General features: G+C 46.1%; 23 protein-coding genes. 18 read left to right on the top strand and 5 right to left on the bottom strand.

Annotation, left to right across the window (positions count from 1 at the left end):
- The first annotated feature begins 11 nt into the window (after nucleotides 1–11).
- The 5 genes from G7035_RS04840 to G7035_RS04820 all read left to right on the top strand — a co-directional run bounded on the left by G7035_RS04840 (nucleotide 12) and on the right by G7035_RS04820 (nucleotide 6,626).
- The gene (locus tag G7035_RS04840; RefSeq protein ID WP_016819355.1) at nucleotides 12–824 is read left to right on the top strand and encodes a fructoselysine 6-kinase; all 813 of its coding nucleotides are present in this window, start codon (nucleotides 12–14) and stop codon (nucleotides 822–824) included.
- Between the two features lie 92 nt (nucleotides 825–916).
- On the top strand, nucleotides 917–1,633 hold the full coding sequence (locus G7035_RS04835) for a GntR family transcriptional regulator (protein WP_230877403.1): 717 nt from the start codon (nucleotides 917–919) through the stop codon (nucleotides 1,631–1,633).
- Nucleotides 1,634–1,767: 134 nt separating this feature from the next.
- On the top strand, nucleotides 1,768–3,351 hold the full coding sequence (locus tag G7035_RS04830; protein ID WP_019686131.1) for an amidohydrolase: 1,584 nt from the start codon (nucleotides 1,768–1,770) through the stop codon (nucleotides 3,349–3,351).
- A 2-nt stretch (nucleotides 3,352–3,353) separates the two neighbouring features.
- Nucleotides 3,354–4,784: a YfcC family protein gene (locus G7035_RS04825; protein WP_019686132.1), complete on the top strand. Its 1,431-nt coding sequence runs from the start codon at nucleotides 3,354–3,356 to the stop codon at nucleotides 4,782–4,784.
- A gap of 171 nt (nucleotides 4,785–4,955) precedes the next feature.
- Nucleotides 4,956–6,626 (top strand): ribonuclease J, encoded by a 1,671-nt coding sequence (locus G7035_RS04820; protein ID WP_016819351.1) that lies wholly within the window; start codon nucleotides 4,956–4,958, stop codon nucleotides 6,624–6,626.
- A 169-nt stretch (nucleotides 6,627–6,795) separates the two neighbouring features.
- Here G7035_RS04820 and G7035_RS04815 read toward each other — a convergent pair whose 3' ends face one another.
- Nucleotides 6,796–8,055, bottom strand: a complete 1,260-nt coding sequence (locus G7035_RS04815) for a BaiN/RdsA family NAD(P)/FAD-dependent oxidoreductase (protein ID WP_029514327.1) — start codon at nucleotides 8,053–8,055, stop codon at nucleotides 6,796–6,798.
- A 294-nt stretch (nucleotides 8,056–8,349) separates the two neighbouring features.
- Between G7035_RS04815 and G7035_RS04810 the strand changes: the two genes are divergently transcribed.
- The 3 genes from G7035_RS04810 to nadE all read left to right on the top strand — a co-directional run bounded on the left by G7035_RS04810 (nucleotide 8,350) and on the right by nadE (nucleotide 11,578).
- A complete protein-coding gene (locus tag G7035_RS04810) occupies nucleotides 8,350–10,089 on the top strand; it encodes a two-component system sensor histidine kinase NtrB (protein ID WP_019686134.1) in 1,740 nt (579 codons plus the stop codon).
- Nucleotides 10,090–10,231: 142 nt separating this feature from the next.
- Nucleotides 10,232–10,666 (top strand): BrxA/BrxB family bacilliredoxin, encoded by a 435-nt coding sequence (locus G7035_RS04805; RefSeq protein WP_016819348.1) that lies wholly within the window; start codon nucleotides 10,232–10,234, stop codon nucleotides 10,664–10,666.
- A 102-nt stretch (nucleotides 10,667–10,768) separates the two neighbouring features.
- The gene (nadE, locus tag G7035_RS04800) at nucleotides 10,769–11,578 is read left to right on the top strand and encodes an ammonia-dependent NAD(+) synthetase (RefSeq protein ID WP_016819347.1); all 810 of its coding nucleotides are present in this window, start codon (nucleotides 10,769–10,771) and stop codon (nucleotides 11,576–11,578) included.
- Nucleotides 11,579–11,669: 91 nt separating this feature from the next.
- Here the strand turns inward: nadE and G7035_RS04795 are convergent, their stop codons facing one another.
- A complete protein-coding gene (locus tag G7035_RS04795; protein ID WP_016819346.1) occupies nucleotides 11,670–12,497 on the bottom strand; it encodes an alpha/beta hydrolase family protein in 828 nt (275 codons plus the stop codon).
- A 182-nt stretch (nucleotides 12,498–12,679) separates the two neighbouring features.
- Between G7035_RS04795 and acpS the strand changes: the two genes are divergently transcribed.
- On the top strand, nucleotides 12,680–13,084 hold the full coding sequence (acpS, locus tag G7035_RS04790; RefSeq protein ID WP_016819345.1) for a holo-ACP synthase: 405 nt from the start codon (nucleotides 12,680–12,682) through the stop codon (nucleotides 13,082–13,084).
- Between the two features lie 4 nt (nucleotides 13,085–13,088).
- The gene (mutY, locus tag G7035_RS04785) at nucleotides 13,089–14,321 is read left to right on the top strand and encodes an A/G-specific adenine glycosylase (protein ID WP_019686135.1); all 1,233 of its coding nucleotides are present in this window, start codon (nucleotides 13,089–13,091) and stop codon (nucleotides 14,319–14,321) included.
- A 103-nt stretch (nucleotides 14,322–14,424) separates the two neighbouring features.
- Here the strand turns inward: mutY and G7035_RS04780 are convergent, their stop codons facing one another.
- Nucleotides 14,425–15,246: an AraC family transcriptional regulator gene (locus G7035_RS04780; RefSeq protein ID WP_016819343.1), complete on the bottom strand. Its 822-nt coding sequence runs from the start codon at nucleotides 15,244–15,246 to the stop codon at nucleotides 14,425–14,427.
- A gap of 173 nt (nucleotides 15,247–15,419) precedes the next feature.
- Here G7035_RS04780 and G7035_RS04775 point away from each other — a divergent pair, with 173 nt between their 5' ends.
- Together G7035_RS04775 and G7035_RS04770 are read left to right on the top strand one after the other, a co-directional pair.
- Entirely contained in the window at nucleotides 15,420–17,612 is a 2,193-nt protein-coding gene (locus G7035_RS04775; protein WP_019686136.1) for an alpha-galactosidase, read from the top strand.
- 24 nt (nucleotides 17,613–17,636) lie between these two features.
- Complete coding sequence (locus G7035_RS04770) at nucleotides 17,637–19,076, top strand: PTS transporter subunit EIIC (protein ID WP_016819341.1); 1,440 nt, start codon at nucleotides 17,637–17,639, stop codon at nucleotides 19,074–19,076.
- An 84-nt stretch (nucleotides 19,077–19,160) separates the two neighbouring features.
- Here G7035_RS04770 and G7035_RS04765 read toward each other — a convergent pair whose 3' ends face one another.
- Entirely contained in the window at nucleotides 19,161–19,649 is a 489-nt protein-coding gene (locus G7035_RS04765) for a DinB family protein (RefSeq protein ID WP_019686137.1), read from the bottom strand.
- A gap of 137 nt (nucleotides 19,650–19,786) precedes the next feature.
- Nucleotides 19,787–20,401 carry a superoxide dismutase gene (locus G7035_RS04760; RefSeq protein ID WP_016819339.1) on the bottom strand — a complete coding sequence of 205 codons (615 nt, stop codon included), beginning with the start codon at nucleotides 20,399–20,401 and terminating at the stop codon, nucleotides 19,787–19,789.
- Nucleotides 20,402–20,922: 521 nt separating this feature from the next.
- Between G7035_RS04760 and G7035_RS04755 the strand changes: the two genes are divergently transcribed.
- The 6 genes from G7035_RS04755 (at nucleotide 20,923) to folE (ending at nucleotide 25,421) form a co-directional block, all read left to right on the top strand.
- Complete coding sequence (locus tag G7035_RS04755) at nucleotides 20,923–21,348, top strand: GNAT family N-acetyltransferase (RefSeq protein WP_013369410.1); 426 nt, start codon at nucleotides 20,923–20,925, stop codon at nucleotides 21,346–21,348.
- Nucleotides 21,349–21,467: 119 nt separating this feature from the next.
- The gene (lepB, locus tag G7035_RS04750) at nucleotides 21,468–22,052 is read left to right on the top strand and encodes a signal peptidase I (RefSeq protein WP_016819338.1); all 585 of its coding nucleotides are present in this window, start codon (nucleotides 21,468–21,470) and stop codon (nucleotides 22,050–22,052) included.
- 93 nt (nucleotides 22,053–22,145) lie between these two features.
- Nucleotides 22,146–22,583 carry a ribonuclease HI gene (rnhA, locus tag G7035_RS04745; protein WP_019686138.1) on the top strand — a complete coding sequence of 146 codons (438 nt, stop codon included), beginning with the start codon at nucleotides 22,146–22,148 and terminating at the stop codon, nucleotides 22,581–22,583.
- A 96-nt stretch (nucleotides 22,584–22,679) separates the two neighbouring features.
- Nucleotides 22,680–24,413: a tRNA epoxyqueuosine(34) reductase QueG gene (queG, locus tag G7035_RS04740; RefSeq protein ID WP_019686139.1), complete on the top strand. Its 1,734-nt coding sequence runs from the start codon at nucleotides 22,680–22,682 to the stop codon at nucleotides 24,411–24,413.
- Nucleotides 24,414–24,518: 105 nt separating this feature from the next.
- Entirely contained in the window at nucleotides 24,519–24,773 is a 255-nt protein-coding gene (locus G7035_RS04735) for a YneF family protein (protein ID WP_013369414.1), read from the top strand.
- A gap of 54 nt (nucleotides 24,774–24,827) precedes the next feature.
- Nucleotides 24,828–25,421 (top strand): GTP cyclohydrolase I FolE, encoded by a 594-nt coding sequence (gene folE, locus G7035_RS04730; protein ID WP_013369415.1) that lies wholly within the window; start codon nucleotides 24,828–24,830, stop codon nucleotides 25,419–25,421.
- Nucleotides 25,422–25,455: the final 34 nt, after the last annotated feature.

Genomic DNA, 25,455 nt, shown 5'->3' with positions numbered 1-25,455 from the left:
AGGAAACCATCATGAAGGTTCTAGGCATTGGCGATAATGTGGTAGATAAATATGTTCATCTGCGTATGATGTACCCTGGCGGCAATGCGCTTAATTTTAGTGTGTTTGCCAAAAAAGCGGGAGTGGATGCAGCCTTTATAGGTGTGTTCGGGGACGACAACGAAGCACGGCATGTAGAACACACCCTGCGTGAGCTTGACATTGATATTTCACGGTGCAGATATCACAGCGGTGAGAACGGCTGCGCACGTGTAACCCTGGAAGATGGAGACAGAGTATTTCTCGGCAGTAATGAGGGGGGAGTGACACGTCTTCATCCATTGGAATTGAGCGAAGATGACAGGAACTATCTTGGCGGGTTCGACCTAATTCATACTGGCTTGTACAGTCATACAGGTCACTTGCTGCCTGAATTAGAGACGCTAGGAATCCCTATTTCTTTTGATTTTTCAGATGATTTTACAGATACACAAGTAGAACAAAATATTACGTATGCCGATTTTGCATTTTTCTCTTGCAGCCATATGACGGATGAAGAGACACAGAATTATATCCGCTCCAATCGAAAAAAAGAGGGACAAATTCTGGTCGCCACACGTGGCGGTGACCGATCCATCGCCTATGATGGTACGAAGTTCTATTTTCAAATGCCTGATTCCGTTGACGCTGTGGATACTATGGGGGCAGGCGACTCTTATATAACTGCTTTTTTACTAAGCTTTTTGGAAAAAGGCAACATTCAGGATGCTATGGCAGAAGGCTCAAGGCTTGCCGCCCAGAGCTGTCTGGTAGAAGGTTCCTTCGGATACGGCGTTCATTATTGACGATCCTTTTCGAATATCTTCACTTGTAAGAATATGTAACCTTTGATACTCTAAGTGAGAGTGATATAACGTTATATGACAAGTGAGGGTACATGATGTTAAATTCAGACCAAGCGGAGCCATTATATATTCAATTACAAAAAGCGGTCAAAACCGCTATTCATAATGGAACATTTACGCAGGGAAGCCGTATACCGACCGAAACAGAGTTAAGCGAAATGTATAATGTAAGTCGTATTACCGTAAGAAAAGCAATTGCCGAATTAGTTCATGAAGGATATTTGACCAAACGTCAGGGGAAAGGCACCTTTGTCAATATCCCCAAGATTGGACGGAAGATTGAACATGTCATCAGCTTTACGGCTGCTTGCAAATCCAATGGGATTTCTTCACATAGTGTGGTCACAAAACGTGAAATCGTAGATGCAGATGAGGAAATTGCACATCAGTTGCAGTTATCGCCAGGAGAAAAGGTGCTATTTATCCAGCGTAAAAGATATGCGGATGATCGCCCCCTGATGCTGGAAAACAATTTTTATCCTTATGACCGTTTTGCATTTCTAATGAACGAGCAGTTGGAAGGGTCTGTATACGAGCTGCTGAGGCAAAAATACAGCATTGATCCTAACCAGCCGGGAGAGACGATATTACAAATTGCTTTGGCGGATGAAAATCAGGCCAAGCTGCTGGAGACGGCGATCGGACAGGCGTTGTTTTACATGCATACAATGATCTATGACCAGCACGGAAGCCCGGTTCATGTAGGAAAGCAGTACATCATCGGAGACCGTTATCAATTCTCCATATAATCCGTTGCCTGTAATGCAAGGGGGTTCAGGTAAGTGTGGCTTCTGCTTCCATCCAATAGGGAGAAGCAGAAGCATTAACATAACGTTATATTACGTTATGTTGTTAGATGAATCAATCGTGAGGTGGTGAAACTGTGCAAGGGAAGAACGATACATTAGCAGACAAAGTTTTACTCTCCCATGCTATTTTTAATGGATTGGAAGATGAAGCTTCGCCCGGGTTTGTTGCAGTCCGAGGAGAACGTATTGCAGCGGTGGGGCGTCCGGAAGAGGCACAAGCCTGGATAGGAGCCGAAACGGTTGTCTATGATCTGGGCGATGCCTTTATCATGCCGGGAATTCATGACAACCATGTATTTTTTACCGGATACATGTCGATGCATCGGGGCGTCGATCTGGCGCATACGGCCTCCAGTGAAGAAGCAATGGAACTCTTGCTACAAGAGGCAAACAACCTTCCGCCAGGAAAAGATGTAACCGCTTTCGGTTGGAGCGAGGACAGATGGGGGAAGCTGCCTGATTCAAGCTTGTTGGATGGATTGTTTCCCGATCGGTCGGTCATCGCCATTAACCAAAATAAAAGCTACTGCTGGATGAATCGATTGGCTGAGGAGAGATATCAGTTTTCCCCGGATCAATGCAGTGCCGAAGCACGAGCTTTACTGCTCCAAGTAATGATGCAGGACCGTAGCCTTGTCCAACAAGAGTTTATGGAATTTTGCCGTATGCTGGCTGCACGAGGAGTTACTTCTATAAAAGATATTGGCTTTGACCGGCATAGCGAGCTGCTTCCCATTCTAGAAGAATTGAAAGAAACAGGTGAATTGCCACTGAGATTTCATTTCTCACTGGAACCAGTTGTTGAACCGTTTGATATAAACATTGGTATCAAATATAAAGCACTTTACAATGGAGACCTTATTCGTTTCCAAGGTTACAAGCTGATGCTTGACGGCGTTGTAGCAGATCATACAGGGGACATGTTGGAGCCTTACGCAGATATGCCTGGGGTCACGAATTTGAGGACAGTTGATTATGAGAAGATTGAAGCCTCTGTTCTGGAAGCAGACAGCCAGGGGATCAAATGCTGCCTAACGGCAGAAGGCGATGCAGCAATTCGCCAAGCCGTATCCATGATTGAAAAATGCCGCTTACAGCAGGGCAATCACCTTATCAGACATTCGATCAGTGATCTGGAGTATCCTCATCCAGATGATCTGACCAGAATGGGAGAGAACGAAATTTTTGCCGAGGTCTATGCCCAGATTCTGCTGCTCAATCCCTCTTACGAAGAGGCTTATATGTCTGCAGTGGCAGGCAAACAGAATGAAAGCCGCTTTTATAATTATAAGTCCATGCTGGAAGCTAACGTGCCGATCACCATAGGTACTGATTTGCCTTTATTTATCACCAGTGTCCCCGATTCGCTGTATGCAGCCTCTCACCGATTATTCCCGGATGGCTCGCCTGCTGGAGGCTGGTATCCTGACCAAGGAATGCCGCCATCCGAAGTTTTAAAGGCATGGACGATTAATGGAGCCAAACATTGTTATATGGAAGAGGTGACAGGTACGCTGGAGGCTGGAAAATATGCTGACATCGCCGTTTTTGATCGCGACCTCCTTAATGCATCCGCTGGTGACATCAGGGATGCCCAAGTGATATTGACCATTATGGGAGGGAAGGTTACGTATAACCATTCTTGGAATGAGGGATAAACATGAACATCACGAATAAGAAATGGAAATTATCCTTGCCCCATAGCTATACCTTAATATTTTTGATTATTATTACAGTCGCCGCGTTGACATGGATTGTACCCAGTGGTCAATTTGAGCGTCATGAAGTGACAGTGAACGGTGTGACCAAAACGGCAATCGTTTCAGGAACCTATCACTCTGTACCCAAAACGGGGGAGAACGGTGATTTAAGACAGGGTATCCCCCAAATCCTTAGCGCCCCGATTGAGGGGATTATGAATGCCGCCGATGTCGTCTCTTTTGTTCTTATCGTAGGCGGCTCCTTCGGTATTATTCTGCAGACAGGGGCCATTGATCGTGCGCTGACAGCTCTTGCCAGGCGGCTAAAGAATAAGGGGATTTTGCTTATTCCCATTGCTATGGTGATCTTCAGTCTCGGAGGTTCTACTTTTGGGATGAGTGAAGAAATTATCCCACTTTATGCGATTTTCATTCCGTTAATGTTTGCCTTGGGTTTTGACTCTATGACCGCGATTCTTATTTTATTTCTGGGAACGCAAATTGGCTATGTTGGTTCGACGGTCAATCCATTTTCGGTGTTGATTGCCCAGGGGATCGCAGGAGTGGAGGGGAATCCTCAGCTCTGGCTGAGATTTATCGAATGGCTTGTATTTACGGCGATTTCTATTGCTTTTACGATGTGGTATGCGCACCGGGTTAAGCGAAATCCAGAGAAATCCATCGTGTTTCAGAGTGATATTATAAACCGCGAGCAGTTTATAAAGGAAAGCACAGATGAGGACGTCGTCTTCACATTTCGGGACAAATTAATTATAGGTGGATTTATTGTAACGCTTGGAGCAATTGTTTGGGGGATTTTGGTCAAAGGCTGGTATATGACGGAGATCGGCGCCCTTTTCTTTGCCCTTGGTATTTTTGTTGGGGTTGTCACCAAAATGAGTCAGAAGGAAATAGCTGAGAATTTTGTAAAAGGATGCGGTGAATTTATCTACGCCGCGGTGATCATAGGCCTCGCCCGCGGAATTCTGATTATCGCAGAACAGGGGATGATTATAGATACCGTATTGAATGCACTTGCAAGCGTCCTGGAAGGATTGCCAAGTTATTTATTCACGACTATTATGCTGCTTGCGCATAATATCATTACTTTCCTCGTTCCCTCTTCTTCAGGGGAAGCTGCACTAACCATGCCTGTACTTGCACCGCTTGGCGATCTTGTAGGCATCAATCGTGAAGCTGTAGTCACAGCGTACCAATTTGGTAACGGGTTAACCAATCTCATTTCACCAACAGGCGGAGTGTTGCTGGCAGGATTGGCCATTGCCCGGATCAGCTTTGGACAGTGGCTGAAGGTAATCTTCAAACTATTCCCGATCCTATGGCTGATTGCTGCTATTTTTGCTGCTATATCGGCTGCGGTGGGTATCTAATCAATCAAGTGAGGGCCCCTGTCTGTTAGAGACAAGGGTTTCTTTTTGTGTTGGTGAAACAAGTCCTCTCTTATGTAGGAAGGCTACTCATTTCTTTCCCCATAGGGTGTATAAGTTTACGTGGAAAATAAATAATATGGATAGCATTTTCCTAAGGAGGAAATAAACTTGATGCTTGCTGATAACAGATTACTCATTGCTGCTTTAGGCGGTGTTAATGAGATTGGTAAAAATATGTACCTTATCCAATATGATCAGGATATTGTCGTCATTGATTGTGGTTCCAAGTTTCCTAATGAAAATTTGCCTGGTATTGACCTCATTGTACCAGATGTCACCTATCTACAGGAGAATCAGGATAAAGTCAGAGCGCTCATTGTAACGCATGGCCATGAGGATCACATCGGGGGCATTCCTTATTTACTGAAGCAGATTAATATCCCCGTATATGGCACAAAACTCACTATCGAATTGATTAAAATTAAGCTAAAGGAACATAACCTTTTACGTGATGCTGAGCTTCATCTTATAGATGCGGATTCAACCATTCAGGCGGGTTCGATTCAGGCATCCTTTTTCACCACTGTACACAGCATCCCTGATTGCTTGGGCGTCTTTTTCAAGACACCAGAAGGAAATGTGGTTCATACCGGGGATTTTAAATTCGACATGTCTCCTGTCAGCGGACCTTTCCCTGACCTTCATCGCATGGCTGAGATTGGAAAACAAGGAGTTAAAGTGCTTCTTTCCGAAAGTACAAATGCCGAAAGACCAGGCTTTACTCCTTCGGAGCGTTTGGTTGGCGGGCATATTTTGGACGCTTTTGCCAGAGCCAAACAGCAAGTTTTCATTTCTACATTTGCTTCCAATGTTAACCGTGTCCAACAGGTCATTGATGCGGCTGTGGAGACAGGCAGAAAACTTGTTTTACTGGGGCGCAGTATGATCAATGTGGTGTCCGTGGCTAAGGAGCTGGGATTCTTGCACATGCCGGAGGACTTGTTGATTGAGGCTGGAGAAACGGAGCGGTATCCTGCAGAAGAAATTGCAGTATTATGTACAGGAAGTCAGGGGGAACCGATGGCTGCACTGTCCCGACTTGCCAATTCTCTGCATCCCAAAATCGAAATTTTGCCTGGTGATACTGTGATCATCGCTGCAGGAGCTATACCCGGGAATGAACGAAATCTTTCCCAAGTCATCGATAACCTGTACGTACTGGGCGCCAACGTAATTTATGGATCGGGCAGCGCCACGGGGATGCACGTATCCGGTCATGGCAGCCAAGAAGAATTAAAATTAATGATGACCCTAATGAAACCCCAGTATTTGATTCCTATACATGGTGAATTCAGAATGCTGCATCAGCATCGTCAGCTAGCAGAGTCAGTAGGGATTCCTATGGAGAATGTATTTATCGTCCAAAACGGAGAGACGATTCAAATCGCAGAGGGAAGGGCATCCCTGGGGCCCAAAGTACCATCCGGCAATAGCCTGGTAGACGGGCTGGTAACTGGTGATGTAGGTAATATTGTACTGCGGGACCGTAAAAAACTTTCCTCAGACGGTATGCTGATTATTGTGATGACTCTGAGCAAAAACGAGAAGCAAATGCTCGCTGCGCCAGAGGTTATATCCAGAGGCTTTGTATATGTTAAGGATTCCGAAGAGTTGATGAATCAGATTCGCGACACGATTATGACCACAGTGAACGAGTTAACAGAAATCGAAATGAGTCAGTGGGGCCTGATTAAGCAGATGTTAAAAGATAATGTGGGTCAGTTTATTTACAGCCAGACCAAGAGAAGACCTATGATTTTACCTATCATTATTGAGGTATAGGCATAGCGGTAAACGTCAAAACAAGATGGAGTTTGTTCAATACGCGATGACTCAAAAAAAGACTTAAATCAGAAATACAACTGATTTAAGTCTTTTTCTTCTTTATTTCCAAAAATGCGGCTGTGATAGCGTTGTAGCGATCGTAAGATCAAATCCTACGCGCAGCGTCTTAATGGTTTAAAGCCGCTTGCGTTCCTGCTGTATGCCCTGTCGTAAACGCAGCCGTAATATTATAGCCTCCAGTGTAGCCGTGAATATCCAGAATCTCACCGCAAAAAAACAATCCAGGCATCAGCTTGGATTCCATTGTTTTCGGATTAATTTCCTTCAAGTTCACACCGCCCCCGGTAACAAATGCTTCTTTCAGCGAGAGCGTACCATTCACACGAATGGGAAACGCCTTGATTCGCTGGGCGAGTTCTTGCCATTGCTGCTTGGGAATATGATCATAGGTCAAATCTTCACGCAGTTCAGCTTGCTGAAGCAGTAACGGAATCATGCGTTCCGGTAAATAAGACTTAAGTACGTTTTTGATCGCCTTTTTTGCATCGACCGATGCCAGTTCCAGCGTCTCACGGTAGACTTCATCAGCATGTTTATGAGGCTGTAAATCGAGAGTTAATAACACCGTGTTTACCTTATCCTTTTTCATTCCCTTGACGACAAACTGACTGCAACGCAAAGCAGTTGGACCAGACAAACCAAAATGTGTGAAAATCATATCTCCTTCATGAACGACAACCTTCTTTTGCTTCGCATTCCATACGGTCAGGCTGATGTTTCGTAAGGAGAGTCCCTGAAGCTCTTTTGTCTGGATGAATGTCTCGCCTGACGTTAGCGGGACCTCTGTTGGATATAGTTCCGTAATGGTATGCCCTGCTTGCTCTGCCCATGCATAGCCGTCACCTTCCGAGCCTGTATGAGGGACGGACTTGCCACCGACAGCGACTATGACGTTACGGCTACGCAGCATTTCACCGGAACGCAGCCGCACGCCAGCCGTATGACCTTCTTTGTAAATCACTTCTTGAACAGGACAGCTTGTCCGAATTTCGACTCCTTGAGAGCGTACCTTATTAATCAAAGCGTCGACGACCGTTTTGGCTTTGTCCGTCACTGGGAACATACGCCCGTTGTCTTCTTCCTTTAAGGCTATACCTAGTTGTTCAAAGAAGGCGATGATATCCCGATTGCCGAAAGCAGCCAGGGCACTGTGCAGAAAACGGCCATTGCCGGGAATGTGGCGAATGAGTTCATCCAGCTCTTTTGCATTCGTGACATTGCAGCGACCTCCGCCGGAGATCCCCAGCTTTCGTCCGAGTTTATTTCCCTTTTCCACTAAAAGCACCTTGGCGCCCTCGCCACTAGCAGCCGCCGCGGCCATTAAGCCGGCTGAGCCGCCTCCGATCACAATTACGTCGTAAGTCATAAGCCTCTTCCTTTTCGTCGACAAATTTTCAAAAAATTCAGAATCGCGTAACAAATTTTCCATCATATCGTAATCCCGTCTCTTTAGATAGACTCTGAGCACAGTAGCTGTGTATATCTTCTATTTTATAGGAGTAAGTAAAAAAACGTAAAAACGATCCTCTTATATATATCCGGTATTTAGCAGAATTTGTCGTTCTACACCGGGATTTTAACACATATATTGTAATATATTGTAGCCTGTGCTTTAATTCAACTAACGGCGTCAAGGAAAGATGATGAGGGGGAGAAGTCCTTGTTAATTGCGTTAAAGGAAAGTGTGCTCCAAGTTCTCCTTGCCGTTATATCGGCGGGTTTTTTCTCTATATTAACGGATTATGGAGACAAGAAAAAGGTTTGGGCAGGCCATCTGCTTCCCGGACCTCATCAAGGAATACTTTATTTGTGTTGCTTGCCAGCCATATTGCTATGTTCGCTCTTTCAATACCAGCCTCCATATGGCCTACCTTCCAATCTCGGTATTATTCCCCTTACTGTGGGCGTCATGTACGGTACACGTCGCACTTCCTTTGTACTCGCTGCTTCTGCATTGACGGGTGTCCTAATTATAGCGCAGTCGATAGAAATGTCCCCAATGTATGTGGGCACTGCTTTTATCCTTTTTCCTTTTATGGTACTGCATGTAAAGTTTTTTCAAAGAGGAACATTGTTGGACAAAAAGCTCGTAATTTTCACATATGTTGTGGCTGATATGCTGCTTAAGGCTTTATTACCGCTATTGTGGGGCAAACAGAACATTTCAGTATACATTCCTGATCTGCTTACAACGTTTTGGAATGTTGCTGTAGGTGTGTTGGCAAGTTTTGCGGTCGTAAGTCTGATGCATAATTCCTTTGAGAAACTGACGCTGCGGCGAGATGTAACTGAGTTTACGAGCAAATATTTAATCGAAGTGGATAAGCTGCGTCAAGTCATGGATTTGATGCCGTTATCTCTTGTTACTTTGGACAGCGAAGAACGAGTTATACATATGAACAAAACGATGCTGGAGCTCTACCGGGACTTCGATCCCTATATTACGCTGCCTGAGGTCGTAGGGCGTCCCTTAAACACGTTGTACGGTTTTAGCGCTTCGCCTGTAGTTAACGAACGAGTTGCGAAAGCATTGGAAGGAGAAGCAGGCGCTGATTTTATAAATGTATCTCCCAAAGTATTCTTTTCAAGTTTCCTCCCTTTTCGGGATAAACATATGAATCAAACCACAGGCGTCATTATCGCCTTGCAGGACATTACAGAGCTGGAGACGCTCCGCAGTGAGCTGGGCAATTTTGAGAGGCTCAGTCTGGTCGGGCAGATGGCCGCGGGCATTACTCATGAAATACGTAATCCGATGGCGGTTGTGCGCGGGTTTTTACAGCTTATGCGCGAGAAAAGCCCTGATTCTCTAGGCCATTACTACCGCATCGTAATGGAGGAGCTGGATCGGGCGAATGGGATTATTAATGATTTTCTTTCCCTGGCCCAGAATCGGATTGTCGAGAAGGAGCAGTGTCATCTGCATGATATCATTCGTGAACTAACACCTCTATTGTGGGCAGATGCCAACCTGAGGGGACAGACGATTGAGTTAAAGCTGGAGGATCATGTAACGATGCTGCATCTGAACCCTAAGGAGATCAAGCAATTGCTGCTTAATTTATCGCGTAATGCGATGGAAGCTATGGGGGAAAAGGGCGTGCTGACCATTTCTACTCATGAGGAAGGGGATTTTGTCGAACTGGAAGTGAGGGATACTGGTCCGGGAATTCCGCCAAAACAGCTTGAAAAGCTGTTCCAGCCTTTTTATACAACCAAAACAAAAGGTACAGGTTTGGGTCTGGCCTTATGTCAAAGTATAGTGGAGCGTCATCACGGTACGATTGCCGTAGATTCGGTGGAGGGAATGGGCACACAGTTTAAAGTCCGTCTGCGCAGAACCATTCCGACTTATCGAGAGCATTCTGAGCCTCCTGTCATAAATTCGATACAGAAATAATTGTGCAAAGATGTAACCGGATTTTTTGCAAATTACGTGAAAAAGATTGTATAATGGGCTTTAGATGTCCATGCCTTTACTACGGCACAGGATGAAATTAGAAACGTAGTATACATGATTTAATGAAAAGGAGTGAAAGAATATGTCTATGTCTTTCGATCAATATATGAGAGATTCAGTTCAGCCTATGCGCGATGAACTGACGAATCTTGGGATTCAGGAATTGCGTACTTCTGAAGATGTGGAGGCCAAGCTGCCTGATGCTAAAGGTACAGTGCTGGTGGTTGTGAACTCGGTATGCGGTTGTGCCGCAGGCCAATGCCGCCCGGGTATAGCTGAAGCGCTGAAGCATGATATTACGCCGGATCATCTGTATACGGTTTTTGCGGGACAGGATAAGGAAGCAACGGCGAAGGCTCGCGAATTTTTCGCACCGTATCCGCCATCTTCCCCTTCGATCGCGCTGCTGAAAGACGGCGAACTGGTTCACTTCATCGAGCGTCATCAGATCGAAGATCGTTCGGCAGATCAAATTGCTGCTGATTTGACCGGTGCATTTGACCGTTTTTGCCGGTAAGACTGCTCAAGCTATGCCCCCGCATTTTTCGCCTGCGAAACTTGCCGGGGCTTTTGCGTGTTGGCTTGTGAAGGAAATTCCTAAAAAAGAGGTGCTTATCTGATGAGTTTGCAGGAACAGATTATTGCTGAATTGGGAGTACAGCCTACGATCAACGTAGAGGCGGAGGTCCGTAAGCGTGTGGATTTCCTCAAGTCGTACGTAACAAAAACAGGAAGCAAAGGGCTGTTGATCGCCATTAGTGGCGGGATTGACAGTGCCGTAGCTGCCGCCTTGTGCAAGCAGGCTACAGATGAGTTGACGCAGGAGCAAGGGCAAGAATACAAAACGCTAGGTGTATTCCAGCCATATGGTCAACAGGAAGATATCGATCATAGCTACGCAGTGGCTAAAGCGTTCAATTTGAAATATGCTGGGGAAACGAACATCAAGGAAGCCGTGGATGAGGTTGCCGTGGAAGTGGAGCATGCATTAAAGGATATGGGTCTGGAACGTTCCATCACTCCGCAAGTGAGAGGGAATGTAAAGGCAAGAACACGTATGGTGGTTCAGTACGCACTCGCGAATGAACTGAACCTGCTCGTCGTGGGTACAGATCATGCTTCAGAAGCCATTACAGGCTTTTATACCAAATGGGGTGATGGTGCGGTCGATATTACACCGCTCAGTACGCTCAACAAACGTCAGGTACGTTTGTTAGCCAGCTATCTTGGAGTTCCGCAGGCTATTTTGGACAAAGCGCCTACAGCAGGATTGTGGGAAGGCCAGACGGATGAAAAGGAACTGGGGATCTCCTACGAAGCAAACAGCGACTATCTGGAAGGCAAGGAAATTGACCCCGCAGCCCGCGAAAAGCTGGAAAGCTTTTTTACACGTACAGCACATAAGCGGACAAGCATTCCAGGAGTGTAAGCATGAATCATTTTGGAATTGTAAAATGCTGAACTAAATACAAACGGCGATCCGCCCGGCGGATCGCCGTTTGTATTGAAGGGGCTATTGCCTAATTGGTGATCCAGTCAATGAAGCGGCGGGTTTCGGTAATCGCCTGATCCAGTTGAAGACTGCCTCCCTGGAATGGGTGAACCGTGTTAAAAGTATGATTGCCGCCTTGAATTTGTACCCACTCGATATCGGGACGAACGGAGGTGAGTTGGGCAGAGCCTTCCCGTAGACGTTTGGAGTCTTCGGTTCCCTGGATAAGCACAACTGGGAGCTGGCTGTTGGCAAGTCTGTCTACAATGGCAAAACGCTCGCGATTGTGCTCCAGGTCGTCCAGAATGACAGCATCCAGCGGAAGCTGTTGCCCGGTTCTGGCGTTTTGCACATAGCTGCGTCCCTTGGCACGCATTTCTTCTTTTTGCGGTAAAGTAAACAGATCAAGATCTGTTACGCCATTCCATGAAATGACGCCAGCAATCTCGCCGGGATGATCTAGAGCATATACAAAGCAGCTTCCCGCACCTCGGCTATGTCCTAACAGAAACAACGGCAATTCTCTGAATTCATGGCGTGCTCTCAGATTGGACAGCAATAGTACCAAATCCTCTTGTTCGCGGCTATAGGTGTTGCGTGCGAACTTTTCCAGCTCGGTAAAATTCTCCAGATCCTCACCTATGCCATTATGTGAAAAGTTGAAGGTTACCACATGGTTATCCATACTCAATGCTTCTGCTATAAAGGGGAACATACCCCAATCCTTAAATCCTTTGTAGCCATGAGCGATGATGAGCAGGCTTTTGGCCGTATTTTTAGCGGGAAACCAGGAGGCACGGATCACCGCGTCTGTTCCTGCATCGGTACCTGCTTCAACCACAATCGTTTCTGACATCCTATCCTTCCTTTCTAAGGGAGTTTTTAAACTGGCATATCCGCGAATTTCAAGCATTCACTGATTGCATCTCTCATTTTAACATATTTTGGTGGCGCTTTTACGCCTTTGCGACTCGCCAGGGTGTGGACGCACTGTTACAATAGATCCAGTAAAGTAAAAAAAGGGCGGGGAATACCCAAATGATCTACGGAATTGGACATGATGTGCTGGAAATAAGCCGTATGGCTCATATTCTGGCAGGTAAGTATGCAGATGCATTTTTGAATCGGGTGTTAACCCCGGCAGAACGCGAGCTTGCAGTGGAACGCAAGGGGAGGCTAGCGGAGTTCGTAGCAGGGCGCTTTGCCGCCAAGGAAGCGGTAACGAAAGCCTTCGGCTGTGGAATTGGACAAATCATCGGGTTCAGTGATATGGATATTCTACCTGAACCTGGGGGGAAGCCCGTAGTTTATTTGTCTTCGTCTGCGTGGGATCGACTGAGATTGCCGAATACGGGTGACTCGAATTACAGCATTCACTTGAGTATTACACATCAGCCTAACATTGCCTCTGCTTTTGTGATTGTCGAATATAAGGAGACGTGATGGGATGACTACAAATACATTGGAACAAAAGCGTTATTTTAGCTTTGAACTGTTGAATTGGTATACACGTAACAAACGCGACTTGCCGTGGCGCCGCCATCGCAATCCTTTTTATATCTGGATTTCGGAAATTATGCTTCAACAGACACGTGTCGATACGGTCATTCCGTATTTTAATCGCTTTATTTCACGTTTTCCGACGATTGAAGCGCTGGCGGAAGCGCCCGAGGAGGATGTGCTCAAGCTATGGGAAGGGCTGGGGTATTATTCACGGGCCCGGAATTTGCAAACGGCAGCGAAACAGGTAGTTGAGCTTCACGGTGGGCAGGTGCCGGATGATACGCAGGCTGTTGCGGCACTGAAAGGTGTAGGTCCATATACGACGGGGGCCATTATGAGCATTGCCTTTAATCGACCAGAGCCTGCTGTAGACGGGAATGTGATGCGTGTGCTGTCACGTTATTTCCTCATTGAAGAGGATATTATGAAGGGTAGCACGCGGTCGCATATGGAAAGTCTGGTCAGGGAGCTGATTCCCGAAGGGAGAGCCTCTGATTTTAATCAGGCGCTGATGGAGCTGGGAGCGCTAGTCTGCACGCCAAAGTCGCCCCATTGCCTGACCTGTCCGGTCATGGAGCATTGCTCGGGCAGGCTGGCAGGCCGCGAGGAGACGCTGCCAGTCAAAACAAAAGCGAAGCCGCCGCGCCTGGAGCCGCGTTCCGTCGCCCTCATCGAGGGCAGCGGCGCGAACGCAGGTCGCCTGCTTGTACGGCAACGCCCGGCCAAGGGCCTGTTGGCCCGCATGTGGGAGCTGCCGCATGAGCTTGCCGGGCCGGAGGGCTACAACGGCCCGGTGCCGGATGAGCCAGCCATGGACCATCTGGCGGCTCATTTGTTGGCAGAGGGCGTGCATGCGCGCCCGGTGCGGTTTGTACGTGAGGCGGAGCACACGTTCAGCCACATTCACTGGAACCTGCGTGTGTTCCAGTGTGAAGAGGTCGCCTCCCCTGCCGGGAAGGCGGGCGAACAGCCGCTGGCTGCCGAGCAGCGGGCCAGCTACAGCACCGCGGCGAAGCCAGGTGCGTTGATTGCGCTCGCTGAGCAGGCGGATCAGGCGAGTAGCACCTTGCCAGCGGGGTACCGCTGGATCAGCGAGGCGGATATGTCCACCTTGGCGTTTCCCAAGGTGTTCCTTGATCTGATCACCGAGTATTATACGAAGCAAAATGGGAACTGATGTTGATAAAATAGCGGCAGTATGGACTTAAGGTTACTCCATGCTGCCGCTATTTTTTTGTTTCTGGAATGAAAATGCCTAACTTAGTTACGAACAAAGCGTGTTATTTTTGGTGATTTTTTCGGTATTCGGATGGAGTTAATTTGTTGACCGTTTTGAACATCTTGGAGAATAGGAGTACATCTTTATACCCTACAGACCGAGCAATATCTCCGATTTTCAGGGAAGTATTTTTTAATAGGGAGCATGATTTTTCAATCCTCAAATGCAATAAAAATTCCTGTGGTGACTTATTGAGTTGCTGTTTAAATAAACGGTGCAAATATGAACGGTCAATTGAAATGTATTTGGCAATGTCACTTACGGTAATGAAATGTGAATAGTTTTGCTGAATAAAGAGAAGCGCTTCTTTAATATACCGCTGCTGTCTTACCTCATTGTTGACTTCCTGATTAGGATAAAGTTCAAACATCAGATATAGAAATTCATACAACTTGGATGCAAGCAGCAGGTCTTTGTTGGATTTCAGCGTAGAAGAAACGACGATGCTCTCCATACAGCGGGCAAGGCTGCCCTCGGCTTCGAACTGGAAAATGGGATTATCCCTATTGATACAGGTTCGGCTTAGATATTCTTTGGCTTGCACCCCATTAAAACCGATCCAGGCATATTCCCACGGGTCGACTTCATCCGCTTCGTAGTAAATTAAAACCTTCGGCTCAATAAAGAAAGCATCGTTTTTCTCCAAATGATAGATTTTATCATTGACTTTAAAGATCCCTTTTCCTTTTAAAATAAAATGCACCATATACCCGCTTCGAATGGCTGGACCATAAGAGTGTTTACTGGTACAGCTCTCTTTGCCACATGTGTATAAATTAAGATCCAGGTTGTTATAGGAATGATTGGAAAAATGCGAACTCATTTGGTTTCACCTCTTAATTCATCTCTGCATATTATCACACCGTTTCATATAGAGTCTACATTATTCCATATAATTATTAAAACTATTCAATTATTATTAGGGTGTAAGAAACAAGGAAACAACATAATTTATATTTTTTGAAAATATTACTATTGGCGCTACAAGGGGTTACTATGGCTATATACATTGATAAAGAGAAGCTTTTATTCCATTTACAAGGCAGCAATACGAGTTATGTCATGCAGGTTATACGTGATGGTTATTTAGCTCATCTGTATTGGGGGAAGAGAATTCAGACCTATCGGGGGAGCAACAAAATCATCTTCATGGATAGAGGATTTTCACCTAATCCCGATGGGGCGGATCGAGCCTTTTCACTGGATACCATCCCACAGGAATACCCGTCATTTGGAAATAGTGACTTCAGGATTCCTGCGTATCAGCTTCAATTGGAGAATGGTTCTACAGTGACAGATTTTCGGTATAAAGAACATCGGGTTTACCAAGGCAAACCAAAATTGAAAGGGCTTCCTTCTACGTATGCGGAGGATGATGGCGAGGTAGAAACACTGGAAATCATCCTTGAAGACCCATTAATTGATGTAAAGGTTGTACTATCCTATAGCCTATATCAAAAGTGGGATGTCATTACCCGTTCAGTCCGTTTCGATAATGAAGGTCAGCAGCAGCTAAAGTTGCTTAGAGCATTAAGTGCTAGTGTGGATTTTCGTGATGATGAGTACGAACTCATTACCTTGTACGGTGCGCATAATAATGAAAAAAATATAGCAAGACGGAAAATTTTACCTGGGATTCAAATGGTAGACAGCTGCCGCGGAGCCAGCAGCCCTCAACAAGCACCCTTTATGGCACTTGTAAGGGAAGGAACAGATGAAGAACAGGGCGAAGTGTACGCCTTTAATCTGGTGTACAGCGGGAACTTTACGGCCCAGACTCAGGTTGATTCCTATCGGAACACTAGAGTTACGATGGGGATTAATCCTTTTGATTTTACATGGTTGCTTGAACCAGAGGAATCCTTCCAAACGCCAGAAGTCGTCATGGTATACACCGAAAATGGCTTGGGTGGTATGTCGAGAATTTATCATGATTTATACAGGAACAGATTATGTCGTGGACCATTTCGTGACAAGGAGCGGCCGATCCTGATTAATAACTGGGAAGCCACCTATTTTGACTTTGATGCCGACAAGATTGAGCAGTTGGCCAAGGAAGCTCAAAGTGTAGGAGTGGAGCTGTTTGTATTGGATGATGGATGGTTTGGAAAGCGTGATGATGACAATACTTCATTAGGCGATTGGGTGGTGGATCGTCGCAAACTTCCAGATGGCTTGCCGGATCTTGCCAACCGCATTCGAAATCTGGGTATGGAGTTTGGCTTGTGGTTTGAACCTGAAATGGTATCCATAGACAGCGATTTATACAGAAAGCATCCCGATTGGTGTATCCATGTCCCTGATCGTCCGTATACGTTGGGCAGAAATCAGCTTATGTTGGATTTATCGAGGAAGGAAGTGTGTGAGTACATCGTTAAGTCGGTTTCCGACATTTTATCGGATGTTCCAATTACTTATGTGAAATGGGACATGAATCGTCACATGACAGATGTGGGTTCGGCCGCTTTACCACCTGAAAGACAAAGGGAGACGGCGCATCGTTATATTCTGGGGCTCTACAGTGTTATGGAAGAGCTTACATCGAAGTTTCCTCATGTCTTATTCGAGAGCTGCTCTAGTGGAGGAGGCCGTTTTGATGCCGGTATGCTCTATTACATGCCTCAGACCTGGACAAGTGATAATACGGATGCCATTTGCCGACTGAAAATTCAATGGGGAACAAGTCTTGTCTACCCTCCGATTACGATGGGCGCACACGTCTCCACGGTACCTAACCATCAAGTGGGCAGAATAACTCCATTGGAGACCAGAGGTTATGTCGCCATGGCCGGGAATTTAGGATATGAGCTGGATCTGACGGCATTAACCGTTGAAGAAAAAGAAGTGGTAAAACAACAGATAGCTCTGTATAAAGAAATGAGATCGCTCATTCAGTTTGGAAAGTTTTACAGAATTATTAATCCATTTGATGAAAATGAAGCCGCATGGAGCTTTGTGTCAGAGGATCAAACGGAAATGGCGGCCAGCTATTTCAAGGTTTTATCCCAACCGGCTGCTGCGATTAAAACGTTAAAATTCAAAGGTCTGAATCCAGACTACGTTTACAGAAATATAGAAACGGGTGAGCTGTTCGGTGGTGATGAATTAATGCATGTTGGCATAACGCTTGCCAGGGTGAAGCAGGACTTTTTAGGCATGTTCTGGAGATTTGTTAAAGAGGACATCTGATTCAGCTAGAGGAGGTTTTACTAGATGGAAGCAAAAGAAAAGCATTATAAGCAAATATCTCAAGAAATTTTAAAATATATCGGTGGTGAAGAGAACATTATCGGTGTGGCCCATTGTGCCACAAGACTAAGAATTGTCCTTGAGGACAATGAAAAAGCGGAATTAAAGAAGATTGAGGATATTGATCTGGTTAAAGGTGTTTTCATAGCAGGGGATCAACTGCAGATCATTTTTGGAGCAGGGTTGGTCAATAATATCTATGCTGTGTTCTCCAAACTGACTGGAACGGAAGATATGTCATTAAGTGATGTCAAATCGAAGTCTGCACAAAAGCAAAATCCTTTTCAGAAAGCGATTAAATCGCTGTCAGATGTCTTCATTGAGATCATGCCTGGAATTCTTGCCGCCGCATTGTTAATGGGGATCACCGGTCTGCTAGGTCAGAAGGGGCTTTTCGGCCCTAAATCGATTGTGGAGATGTATCCAATTTTCCAAGGGATCAATCGCTTTGTTCAGATCGTTTCCACAGGGATTTTCACCATCCTCCCGCTGCTTGTTGTGTATTCTGCAACCAAGAGATACGGTGGTCGTCCAATTCTCGGGCTTGTGCTAGGTGCGATTATGCTTCATCCGGCCTTGGCGGATGCTTTTGAGGTAGCTAAAGGAAGCCAAAATCCGGAATCGATCAGTCTTTTCGGGCTTCCCGTACAGTTGGTTGGCTTTCAGGGCGGTATTATTATTGCTCTAATGATGGGATATGTGGTAGCCAAGTTGGATCAGTTTTTTAACAAAAAGGTTCCAGACATGATTAAACTATTTTTGGCCCCTTTGCTGACGGTCTTTGTTTCTTCCCTGCTTCTGTTTACCATTATCGGTCCTCTTGGGAGAGAGTTGGCCAGTCTGGTGACTGTTTCGTTGCTTTGGATGACGCAAAACCTAGGGATATTCGGCTTTATGTTTTTTGCAGGTATTCAGCAGATCATCGTTATTACGGGTTTGCACCATGTTATGGGCGCGGTAGAAGCACAGTTGTTAACCGATACAGGCAGAAATTTTATCAATCCATTGGCATCGGTAGCTTTGATGGCTCAAGGGGGCGCCGTTTTGGGGTATGTTCTTTTGAATCGCAAAGACACCAAGGTTAAAGAACTGGGTTACTCTGCATTCGGGTCTGTACTTTTTGGAATCTCAGAACCAGCCATCTTCGGGGTCACTTTAAAGTATAAATTCCCTTTAATTGCTGGTTGCCTTGGAGGAATGGTTGCAGGGGCATATGTATATTTAAGCAAGCTGACAGCCATAGGATTCGGAACCACGGCTCTTCCTGGCTTTGCAATTGCAGCATCAGATAACCACGGTCATATCAATTATCTTGTCGCTCATCTGATTGCCCTGTTATGCGGAGCATTATTTACATTGGCTTACGGTATGATCAAGAGCAAGAGGTCAAAAGTAATATCTTAAGGAATGAATCGAAGTTTATGAATAAAAAGGAGTAGAAAGAGCTTGCAGGCTCTTTCTACTCCTTTTTATTTGCGGATATCGTACTTATATGGAGGGATCGCTCTCAATCAGCCCTTTGCCGATCACATTGGCTGATACCGGAGGCTTGCCGAGCTCGCGCGACCATACGGATAACTGCCCGATATGATGAATCTGATGGGCAATGACATGGCGCATCACCTCGCCCCAGGCATCGATCACAATTCTGCCGTCCGGGCGGTGATCTTCAAACCTTTTTCGTTCCAGACCTTCATGCCAGGCGAGGACGAACGGCTCCACATCGAGTCGAAACTTCGAGTCCAGCTCGCGGACTTTATCCAGCGTATTATGCTGAGAGAAGTCCTCCTGGAAATCAGGTTTGCCTTGAATGATTTGAACCCAGCTCCATTCTACATCAACGATATGAAAGAGCGTTTTTAGAATGCCGCCAGCCCCGCCGATGCGTTCTTTCAGCAGTTCCTCCTGCGGCACCTCTTCACACCAGCGGTACCATTGTTCTCGAACCATCCAGTTATAACGAAAAAAAGTCTGCATCCATTACCCTCCTGGGACTGTAATAAAGAATGATTTCCACCAGTTTACCACAGAATGCCAAAAGGGCTGTCTCATTCGTAGAAAATCTACTTTAGAGACAGCCCTTCATGATTTAGGATAAGAATGTTGTTACTGGCTTATTTCTTTGCAGCCGCATAACGTTTGTTAACTTCATCCCAGTTGATTACATTGTAGAAAGCTGCAATGTAGTCTGGGCGTTTGTTTTGATATTTCAGGTAGTAAGCATGCTCCCAAACGTCCAGTCCAAGCACTGGAGTCAGACCTTCGAACAGCGGGCTATCTTGGTTCGGAGTGCTAGTGATCGCCAATTTGCCGTCTTTGCCGACAACCAGCCAAGCCCAGCCGCTACCAAAACGAGTTGTAGCTGCTTTAGTGAAGTCTTCTTTAAATTTGTCATAGCCGCCCAGTTCGTTGTTGATGGCTTCAGCAATTGCACCTGTTGGCTGTCCACCGCCGTTAGGAGCGATAACTTCCCAGAACAGGCTGTGGTTGTGGTGTCCACCACCGTTATTGCGAACCGCAGTGCGGATGCTTTCAGGAACGCTGTCCAGATTGGAGATCAGATCCTCCAGGCTTTTGCTTTGCAGTTCAGGAGCGCTCTCCAGAGCTGCATTTAAGTTCGTAACATATGTGTTATGGTGACGATCATGGTGAATTTCCATTGTCAGTGCATCAAAGTGTGGTTCCAGTGCGTCTTTTGCATAAGGAAGTTCTGGTAATTGAAATGCCATAATAAAATCCCTCCTGGTTATATGGTTGGGTAAGTGTTCCTATGTAATAATACCCTCGATAGTTATATTAAACCGCATTCGGCCTATTTTTTCAACATTTTTGTTTGTAAAATACCAAACTGAGCAATAGGGCCTGGTAGCTAGCATGTCCAAAAACCCGATTGGAATACGTAATACATAGGTAATAAGAGGTAAATTTGCCCCTCAAAAATGTAAACGCTTTATATACAGCGCTTACATGAGAAAAAAGGATGTATTCCGTCAAAAAGTATGGTTTAATGGTCAAGGAAGCAGAATTTTGGGCTTTTTTGTCGTCTGCTATAAGCTGTCATGTCTATGACATGACGAACTTGAGGGAACACACCCTTTTCCTGTTCTTCATTTCATATATAGCAGATCGTATGCATTTTTATCATAATGCCTTGTGATTAACACCATGATAAGCGCTTTATGGATTTATGTAAAAATGACGGTGCTGTCTCAATTTTTTTATTATGCTTACGAAAAGGGAGATATTACTTATGCACGTTCGTTCCTTTCAATTAAGTGATGTGAATTCAGTAACGGAACTCATGCAAATTGCCTTGTCAGAGGAGTGCTACAAAGAGACGGTGGGTGCTTTTGCCCGTCAGCTTTCGTGGGATTCCGGTTTGATCGTCGTTGCCGAAGAAGAGGGAGAGATCGTTGGTGCCCTGATTGGCACGATTGATCAGAATCATGGTTGTTATTATCGTATTGCTATTCACCCGGATCATCGTCGGATGGGAATCGGGAAATCGCTTGTGGAGTCCATGGAGCAGCGTTTTCAGCAACGTAAGGTTAGCCGTATTTGGGTAGCAGGGGACAAGCATAACAGTGCGGCCATGCCGTTGTACGAAGCTATGGGCTACGGAGCAAGCCAGATTTTACAGGCGTTTCAGAAGCTGAGTATTTTGGCACCTCATTAATCGGTATTCGATATACAGAAACGAAGTATAATATTTACATTTAGAGCATATCTGAGTAACCGTTGCAATCGGGTACGGGATATGCTTTTCTATTTATAACAGGGTTGAGGAGGTTAATTATGGACGCTTTGGCTCCTTCGTCAGACCCGCTTCCTTCACCGGAAACGTCCAAACAGGCAGGTCGCTCTGGTTACATACGCGATTGGTTAGTCACTCTGCTGATCGCGATGGTTGTCTTGCTGCTTCTGAACCTGTTTGTATTTAACTTGTCTACGGTCAGAGGACATTCGATGCAGCCGACGCTAATGGAAAGCCAGCATTTGTTCGTTAACAAGCTGGTTTATAATTTTCATGATCCGGGAAGAGGGGACATTGTGATTTTAAAAGATCCCGATTCCAAACTGTCCAGCCCAAGATTTTTAGTGAAAAGAGTCATAGGTATTCCCGGAGATGTCATTCGGATTGAGCATAATCATTTATATGTAAACGGTGAGCTGCTAAATGAACCGTACACCAACTCGGACGTGGAGGATGGTGATTACGGTCCTTTTACGGTGGAGCCAGAACACTTCTTTGTCATGGGAGATAATCGCCATACGGCTGCAAGCAAGGATAGCCGGTATTTTGGCAGCGTTAAGTCTGAAGATTTACTGGGACGTGCAGAGTTTATATTTTGGCCGATCTCGGAGTGGAAGTGGCTATAGAGCAGTTATGATTCTGAAATCAATGGGGAACACGCACAAACCGATCAGGGTTATAACGGATCAGCGATTCCCAATCAGGAAAGGAAGAGAACGATGAAAGAAGTGATGGTTTATACCGACGGTGCTTGTTCGGGGAACCCGGGCCCAGGGGGCTGGGGGATTGTTTTGCTGTATGGAGAGCATCGTAAGGAGCTGTCGGGTGCCGAAAAGATGACGACAAACAACCGCATGGAGATCAAGTCGGTGATTGAAGCGCTGAAGCTGCTCAAGGAGCCGTGCCGTGTAAAAGTACACAGTGATTCTGCCTATGTCGTCAATTGCTTCAAACAAGGCTGGATTAAGAATTGGCTCCGTAATGGCTGGCGCAACAGTAAAAATCAGCCGGTGGAGAACAAGGAACTTTGGGAAGAACTATGGGAACTAATGGGTAAGCATGAGGTTGAATATGTGAAGGTGAAGGGCCACAGTGACAACGAACTGAATAATCGCTGTGATTTTCTGGCGACAAGTGCTGTTAAAAATTTACGGTAGCATCTGCTGCTATTTTCTGTTGAAATTTGAATATATGAGAATGATACATCGTCCTCATATTTGTAATGAAGAATGTGAAAGAGAGGTGAGTATCGGATGCAACGCGAACTAACTCGGACGGCGACTGGAACGGCTTCGACTTGGGCTTCGCTCAAGCAGGAAATTATTGAGGCAGCTCCAGGGCTGGGGATTGACTCCATCGGGTTCGCATCCGCCGACCCCTTTCTGTCTCTAAAAGCTATATTGGAAGAGCACCGTGCTAAAGGCTATGAATCCGGCTTTGAGGAGCCTGATATCGATAAGCGTATCTATCCGGAGCTGTATGGCTCGCAGCCTGCCTCACTGATTGCCATAGCGGTGGCGTATCCTTCCAAAATGAAGGACCCACCGAAGTCGGACAAGGGCAAGTACCGTGGTATTTTGGCACGTTCTGCCTGGGGCAAGGATTATCATCTGGTACTGCGCGAAGCGATGGAAAAGCTAGAGGCTTTTATAAGTGAGCGAGTCCCTGATGCCTTGTTGAAAAGCATGGTGGATACCGGAGAATTGTCGGATCGGGCTGTTGCAGAGCGGGCAGGAATTGGCTTTAGCGGCAAAAATACGATGATGATTTCACCGACACTGGGGTCATGGATTTATCTCGGGGAGCTGTTGACGAACATTCCCTTCCAGCCCGATGAACCGGTTACGGATGGTTGCGGAGAGTGCACCAAATGTTTGGATGCATGTCCTACCGGTGCGCTTGTAGGTCCGGGACAGCTGAATGCCCAGCGGTGTGTGTCCTTTTTGACGCAAACCAAGGGCTTTTTGGACGAGGAGTTTATGCTAAAAATAGGGAATCGGCTGTATGGATGTGATACGTGCCAAATCGTATGTCCCAAAAATCGAGGCCTTAACTGGGATCACCATCCTGAGCTTACACCCGATCCTGAGATTGTAAAGCCATTGCTGCTGCCATTACTGGATTTGAGCAATCGTGAATTTAAAGACCGCTTTGGTCAAAGTGCAGCGGCTTGGCGGGGGAAGAAGCCGATTCAACGCAATGCAGTTATTGGTCTTGGCAATTTCAAGGATGTTAGCGCGGTGCCCAAATTGACGGAGGTTTTATTGGATGATCCGCGTCCCGAGCTGCGAGGCACGGCGGCGTGGGCTTTGAGTCGAATAGGAGGGGAAAACGCTATGACAGCGATCAAGCAAGCATCAGAGAAGGAACAACATGAGCAAGTACGCGAAATGATCGCGCAGGCGCATTCCAAGCTAGTGGAACAAGAGCAGGCAGAGCAGCAAACTTCTGCTGAATTAAAGACGGAGGATTCACAGGGTCCAACTAAGATTTATTATGACGAAATGGAGACGCCTGTGGGCACTCTGACGCTGTGTGCTACGGATCGAGGGCTATGCCGAATTGACTATGGCTCTTTTTATGCGAAGGAAGCATTGCTTCAGCAATGGGCCCGGACATGGGTCGGGGAATATGTCTATGTACAGGAGCCGGAAAAGCTGCGCGAAGCTGCAGAACAACTGCGTGAATATTTTGCGGGAGAACGACGGGAATTCAGTATAGCCTATGATTTGAGAGGCACTCCTTTTCAAGAGCAGGTATGGCGCGCACTGCAAAATATTCCGTACGGACAAAGTGTGTCCTATCAAGATATTGCAGAATCGATTGGACGAGCCAAGGCGATACGTGCTGTCGGCGAAGCCAATAACAAAAATCCATTGCCTATCCTGTTTCCATGCCACCGTGTATCGGGTGCAAACGGTAGTTTGGTTGGCTATGCCGGAGGCTTGCCAGTCAAAATGAAGCTGCTGGATTTGGAGAAGGAATAAGGACATATGTTTGCAAAAAGTAATTTGCTAGCTGTCCCATGTTTTGCTATGATAGGTTCGTGTAATTCAAGATGTCTCATATAAATATACAGAGGTGACGACTTCGTGGTGTGGAATATTGTCATTCCGATTATTACCCTGATTGTTGGCTTGGTCGGGGGATTTTTCATCGGTGCTTATTATCTTCGCAAACAGCTTGAAAAGATGCAGAACGACCCTGAAACGCTGCAAAAAATGGCCAAACAGATGGGCTACAACCTGAATGGGAAACAGATGCAAAAAGCCCAGCAGATGATGAAGAACCAACAGTTCTCCAAAAATCAGCCTGGTGCGCGTAAAAATCAGGGCCGTCGGAAATAATGAGCAACGTGAGCACGGATGCCGCATGAGGTTGCTGCATAGAGGAGGATTACTGTGGCTGGCGTAAAAGATTATATTAACCGCAAAGCTGCGGATAACCGGGATAAAATCGAGTACCATGTGGAGCAGATTTTAAAACTGATCGGTGAGGACCCCAAGCGTGAAGGTTTGTTGGAAACACCAGCACGCGTTGCGCGCATGTATGAGGAAATATTTGCGGGTTATGAGGTTGATCCACGAGATGCGCTGGGTGTGACATTTGACGAGAATCACGAGGAGCTTGTAATCGTGAAGGATATTGTCTACTACAGTCAGTGTGAACACCATATGGCTCCTTTCTTCGGAAAAGTGCATATCGGCTATGTACCCAGCGGTAAAATTGTAGGACTAAGCAAGCTAGCCCGTTTGGTGGAGGCGGTGACCCGCCGATTGCAGGTACAGGAGCGTATTACATCGCAGATCGCTGATATTTTAAATGAAGCGGTCTCCGCTCACGGAGTTATGGTGGTCGTGGAAGGCGAACACTTGTGCATGTGTGCCAGAGGTGTCAAAAAGCCTGGCAGCAAAACGGTAACGTCTGCCGTACGCGGTACGTTCCGTGATAATGCAGCACAACGCGCAGAGTTCTTGTCCCTGATCAAGGAATAATTGAACAGAATGCAATGGTTAGTGATAAAAAAAG

Source organism: Paenibacillus polymyxa, assembly GCF_015710975.1.
In the GTDB taxonomy this organism is placed as follows: domain Bacteria; phylum Bacillota; class Bacilli; order Paenibacillales; family Paenibacillaceae; genus Paenibacillus; species Paenibacillus polymyxa.
Note: the sequence above shows the minus strand (reverse complement) of the source record. Positions and strands in the feature narration are given on the sequence as shown.

Excerpts from the sequence above, each read along its gene's own strand:
- G7035_RS04840 (WP_016819355.1), top strand. The coding sequence starts at position 12 with ATGAAGGTTCTAGGCATTGGCGATAATGTGGTAGATAAATATGTTCAT.
- G7035_RS04835 (WP_230877403.1), top strand. The coding sequence starts at position 917 with ATGATGTTAAATTCAGACCAAGCGGAGCCATTATATATTCAATTACAA.
- G7035_RS04825 (WP_019686132.1), top strand. The coding sequence starts at position 3,354 with ATGAACATCACGAATAAGAAATGGAAATTATCCTTGCCCCATAGCTAT.
- G7035_RS04820 (WP_016819351.1), top strand. The coding sequence starts at position 4,956 with ATGCTTGCTGATAACAGATTACTCATTGCTGCTTTAGGCGGTGTTAAT.
- G7035_RS04815 (WP_029514327.1), bottom strand. The coding sequence starts at position 8,055 with ATGACTTACGACGTAATTGTGATCGGAGGCGGCTCAGCCGGCTTAATG.
- G7035_RS04805 (WP_016819348.1), top strand. The coding sequence starts at position 10,232 with ATGTCTATGTCTTTCGATCAATATATGAGAGATTCAGTTCAGCCTATG.
- nadE (WP_016819347.1), top strand. The coding sequence starts at position 10,769 with ATGAGTTTGCAGGAACAGATTATTGCTGAATTGGGAGTACAGCCTACG.
- G7035_RS04795 (WP_016819346.1), bottom strand. The coding sequence starts at position 12,497 with ATGTCAGAAACGATTGTGGTTGAAGCAGGTACCGATGCAGGAACAGAC.
- acpS (WP_016819345.1), top strand. The coding sequence starts at position 12,680 with ATGATCTACGGAATTGGACATGATGTGCTGGAAATAAGCCGTATGGCT.
- mutY (WP_019686135.1), top strand. The coding sequence starts at position 13,089 with ATGACTACAAATACATTGGAACAAAAGCGTTATTTTAGCTTTGAACTG.
- G7035_RS04780 (WP_016819343.1), bottom strand. The coding sequence starts at position 15,246 with ATGAGTTCGCATTTTTCCAATCATTCCTATAACAACCTGGATCTTAAT.
- G7035_RS04775 (WP_019686136.1), top strand. The coding sequence starts at position 15,420 with ATGGCTATATACATTGATAAAGAGAAGCTTTTATTCCATTTACAAGGC.
- G7035_RS04770 (WP_016819341.1), top strand. The coding sequence starts at position 17,637 with ATGGAAGCAAAAGAAAAGCATTATAAGCAAATATCTCAAGAAATTTTA.
- G7035_RS04765 (WP_019686137.1), bottom strand. The coding sequence starts at position 19,649 with ATGCAGACTTTTTTTCGTTATAACTGGATGGTTCGAGAACAATGGTAC.
- G7035_RS04760 (WP_016819339.1), bottom strand. The coding sequence starts at position 20,401 with ATGGCATTTCAATTACCAGAACTTCCTTATGCAAAAGACGCACTGGAA.
- G7035_RS04755 (WP_013369410.1), top strand. The coding sequence starts at position 20,923 with ATGCACGTTCGTTCCTTTCAATTAAGTGATGTGAATTCAGTAACGGAA.
- lepB (WP_016819338.1), top strand. The coding sequence starts at position 21,468 with ATGGACGCTTTGGCTCCTTCGTCAGACCCGCTTCCTTCACCGGAAACG.
- rnhA (WP_019686138.1), top strand. The coding sequence starts at position 22,146 with ATGAAAGAAGTGATGGTTTATACCGACGGTGCTTGTTCGGGGAACCCG.
- queG (WP_019686139.1), top strand. The coding sequence starts at position 22,680 with ATGCAACGCGAACTAACTCGGACGGCGACTGGAACGGCTTCGACTTGG.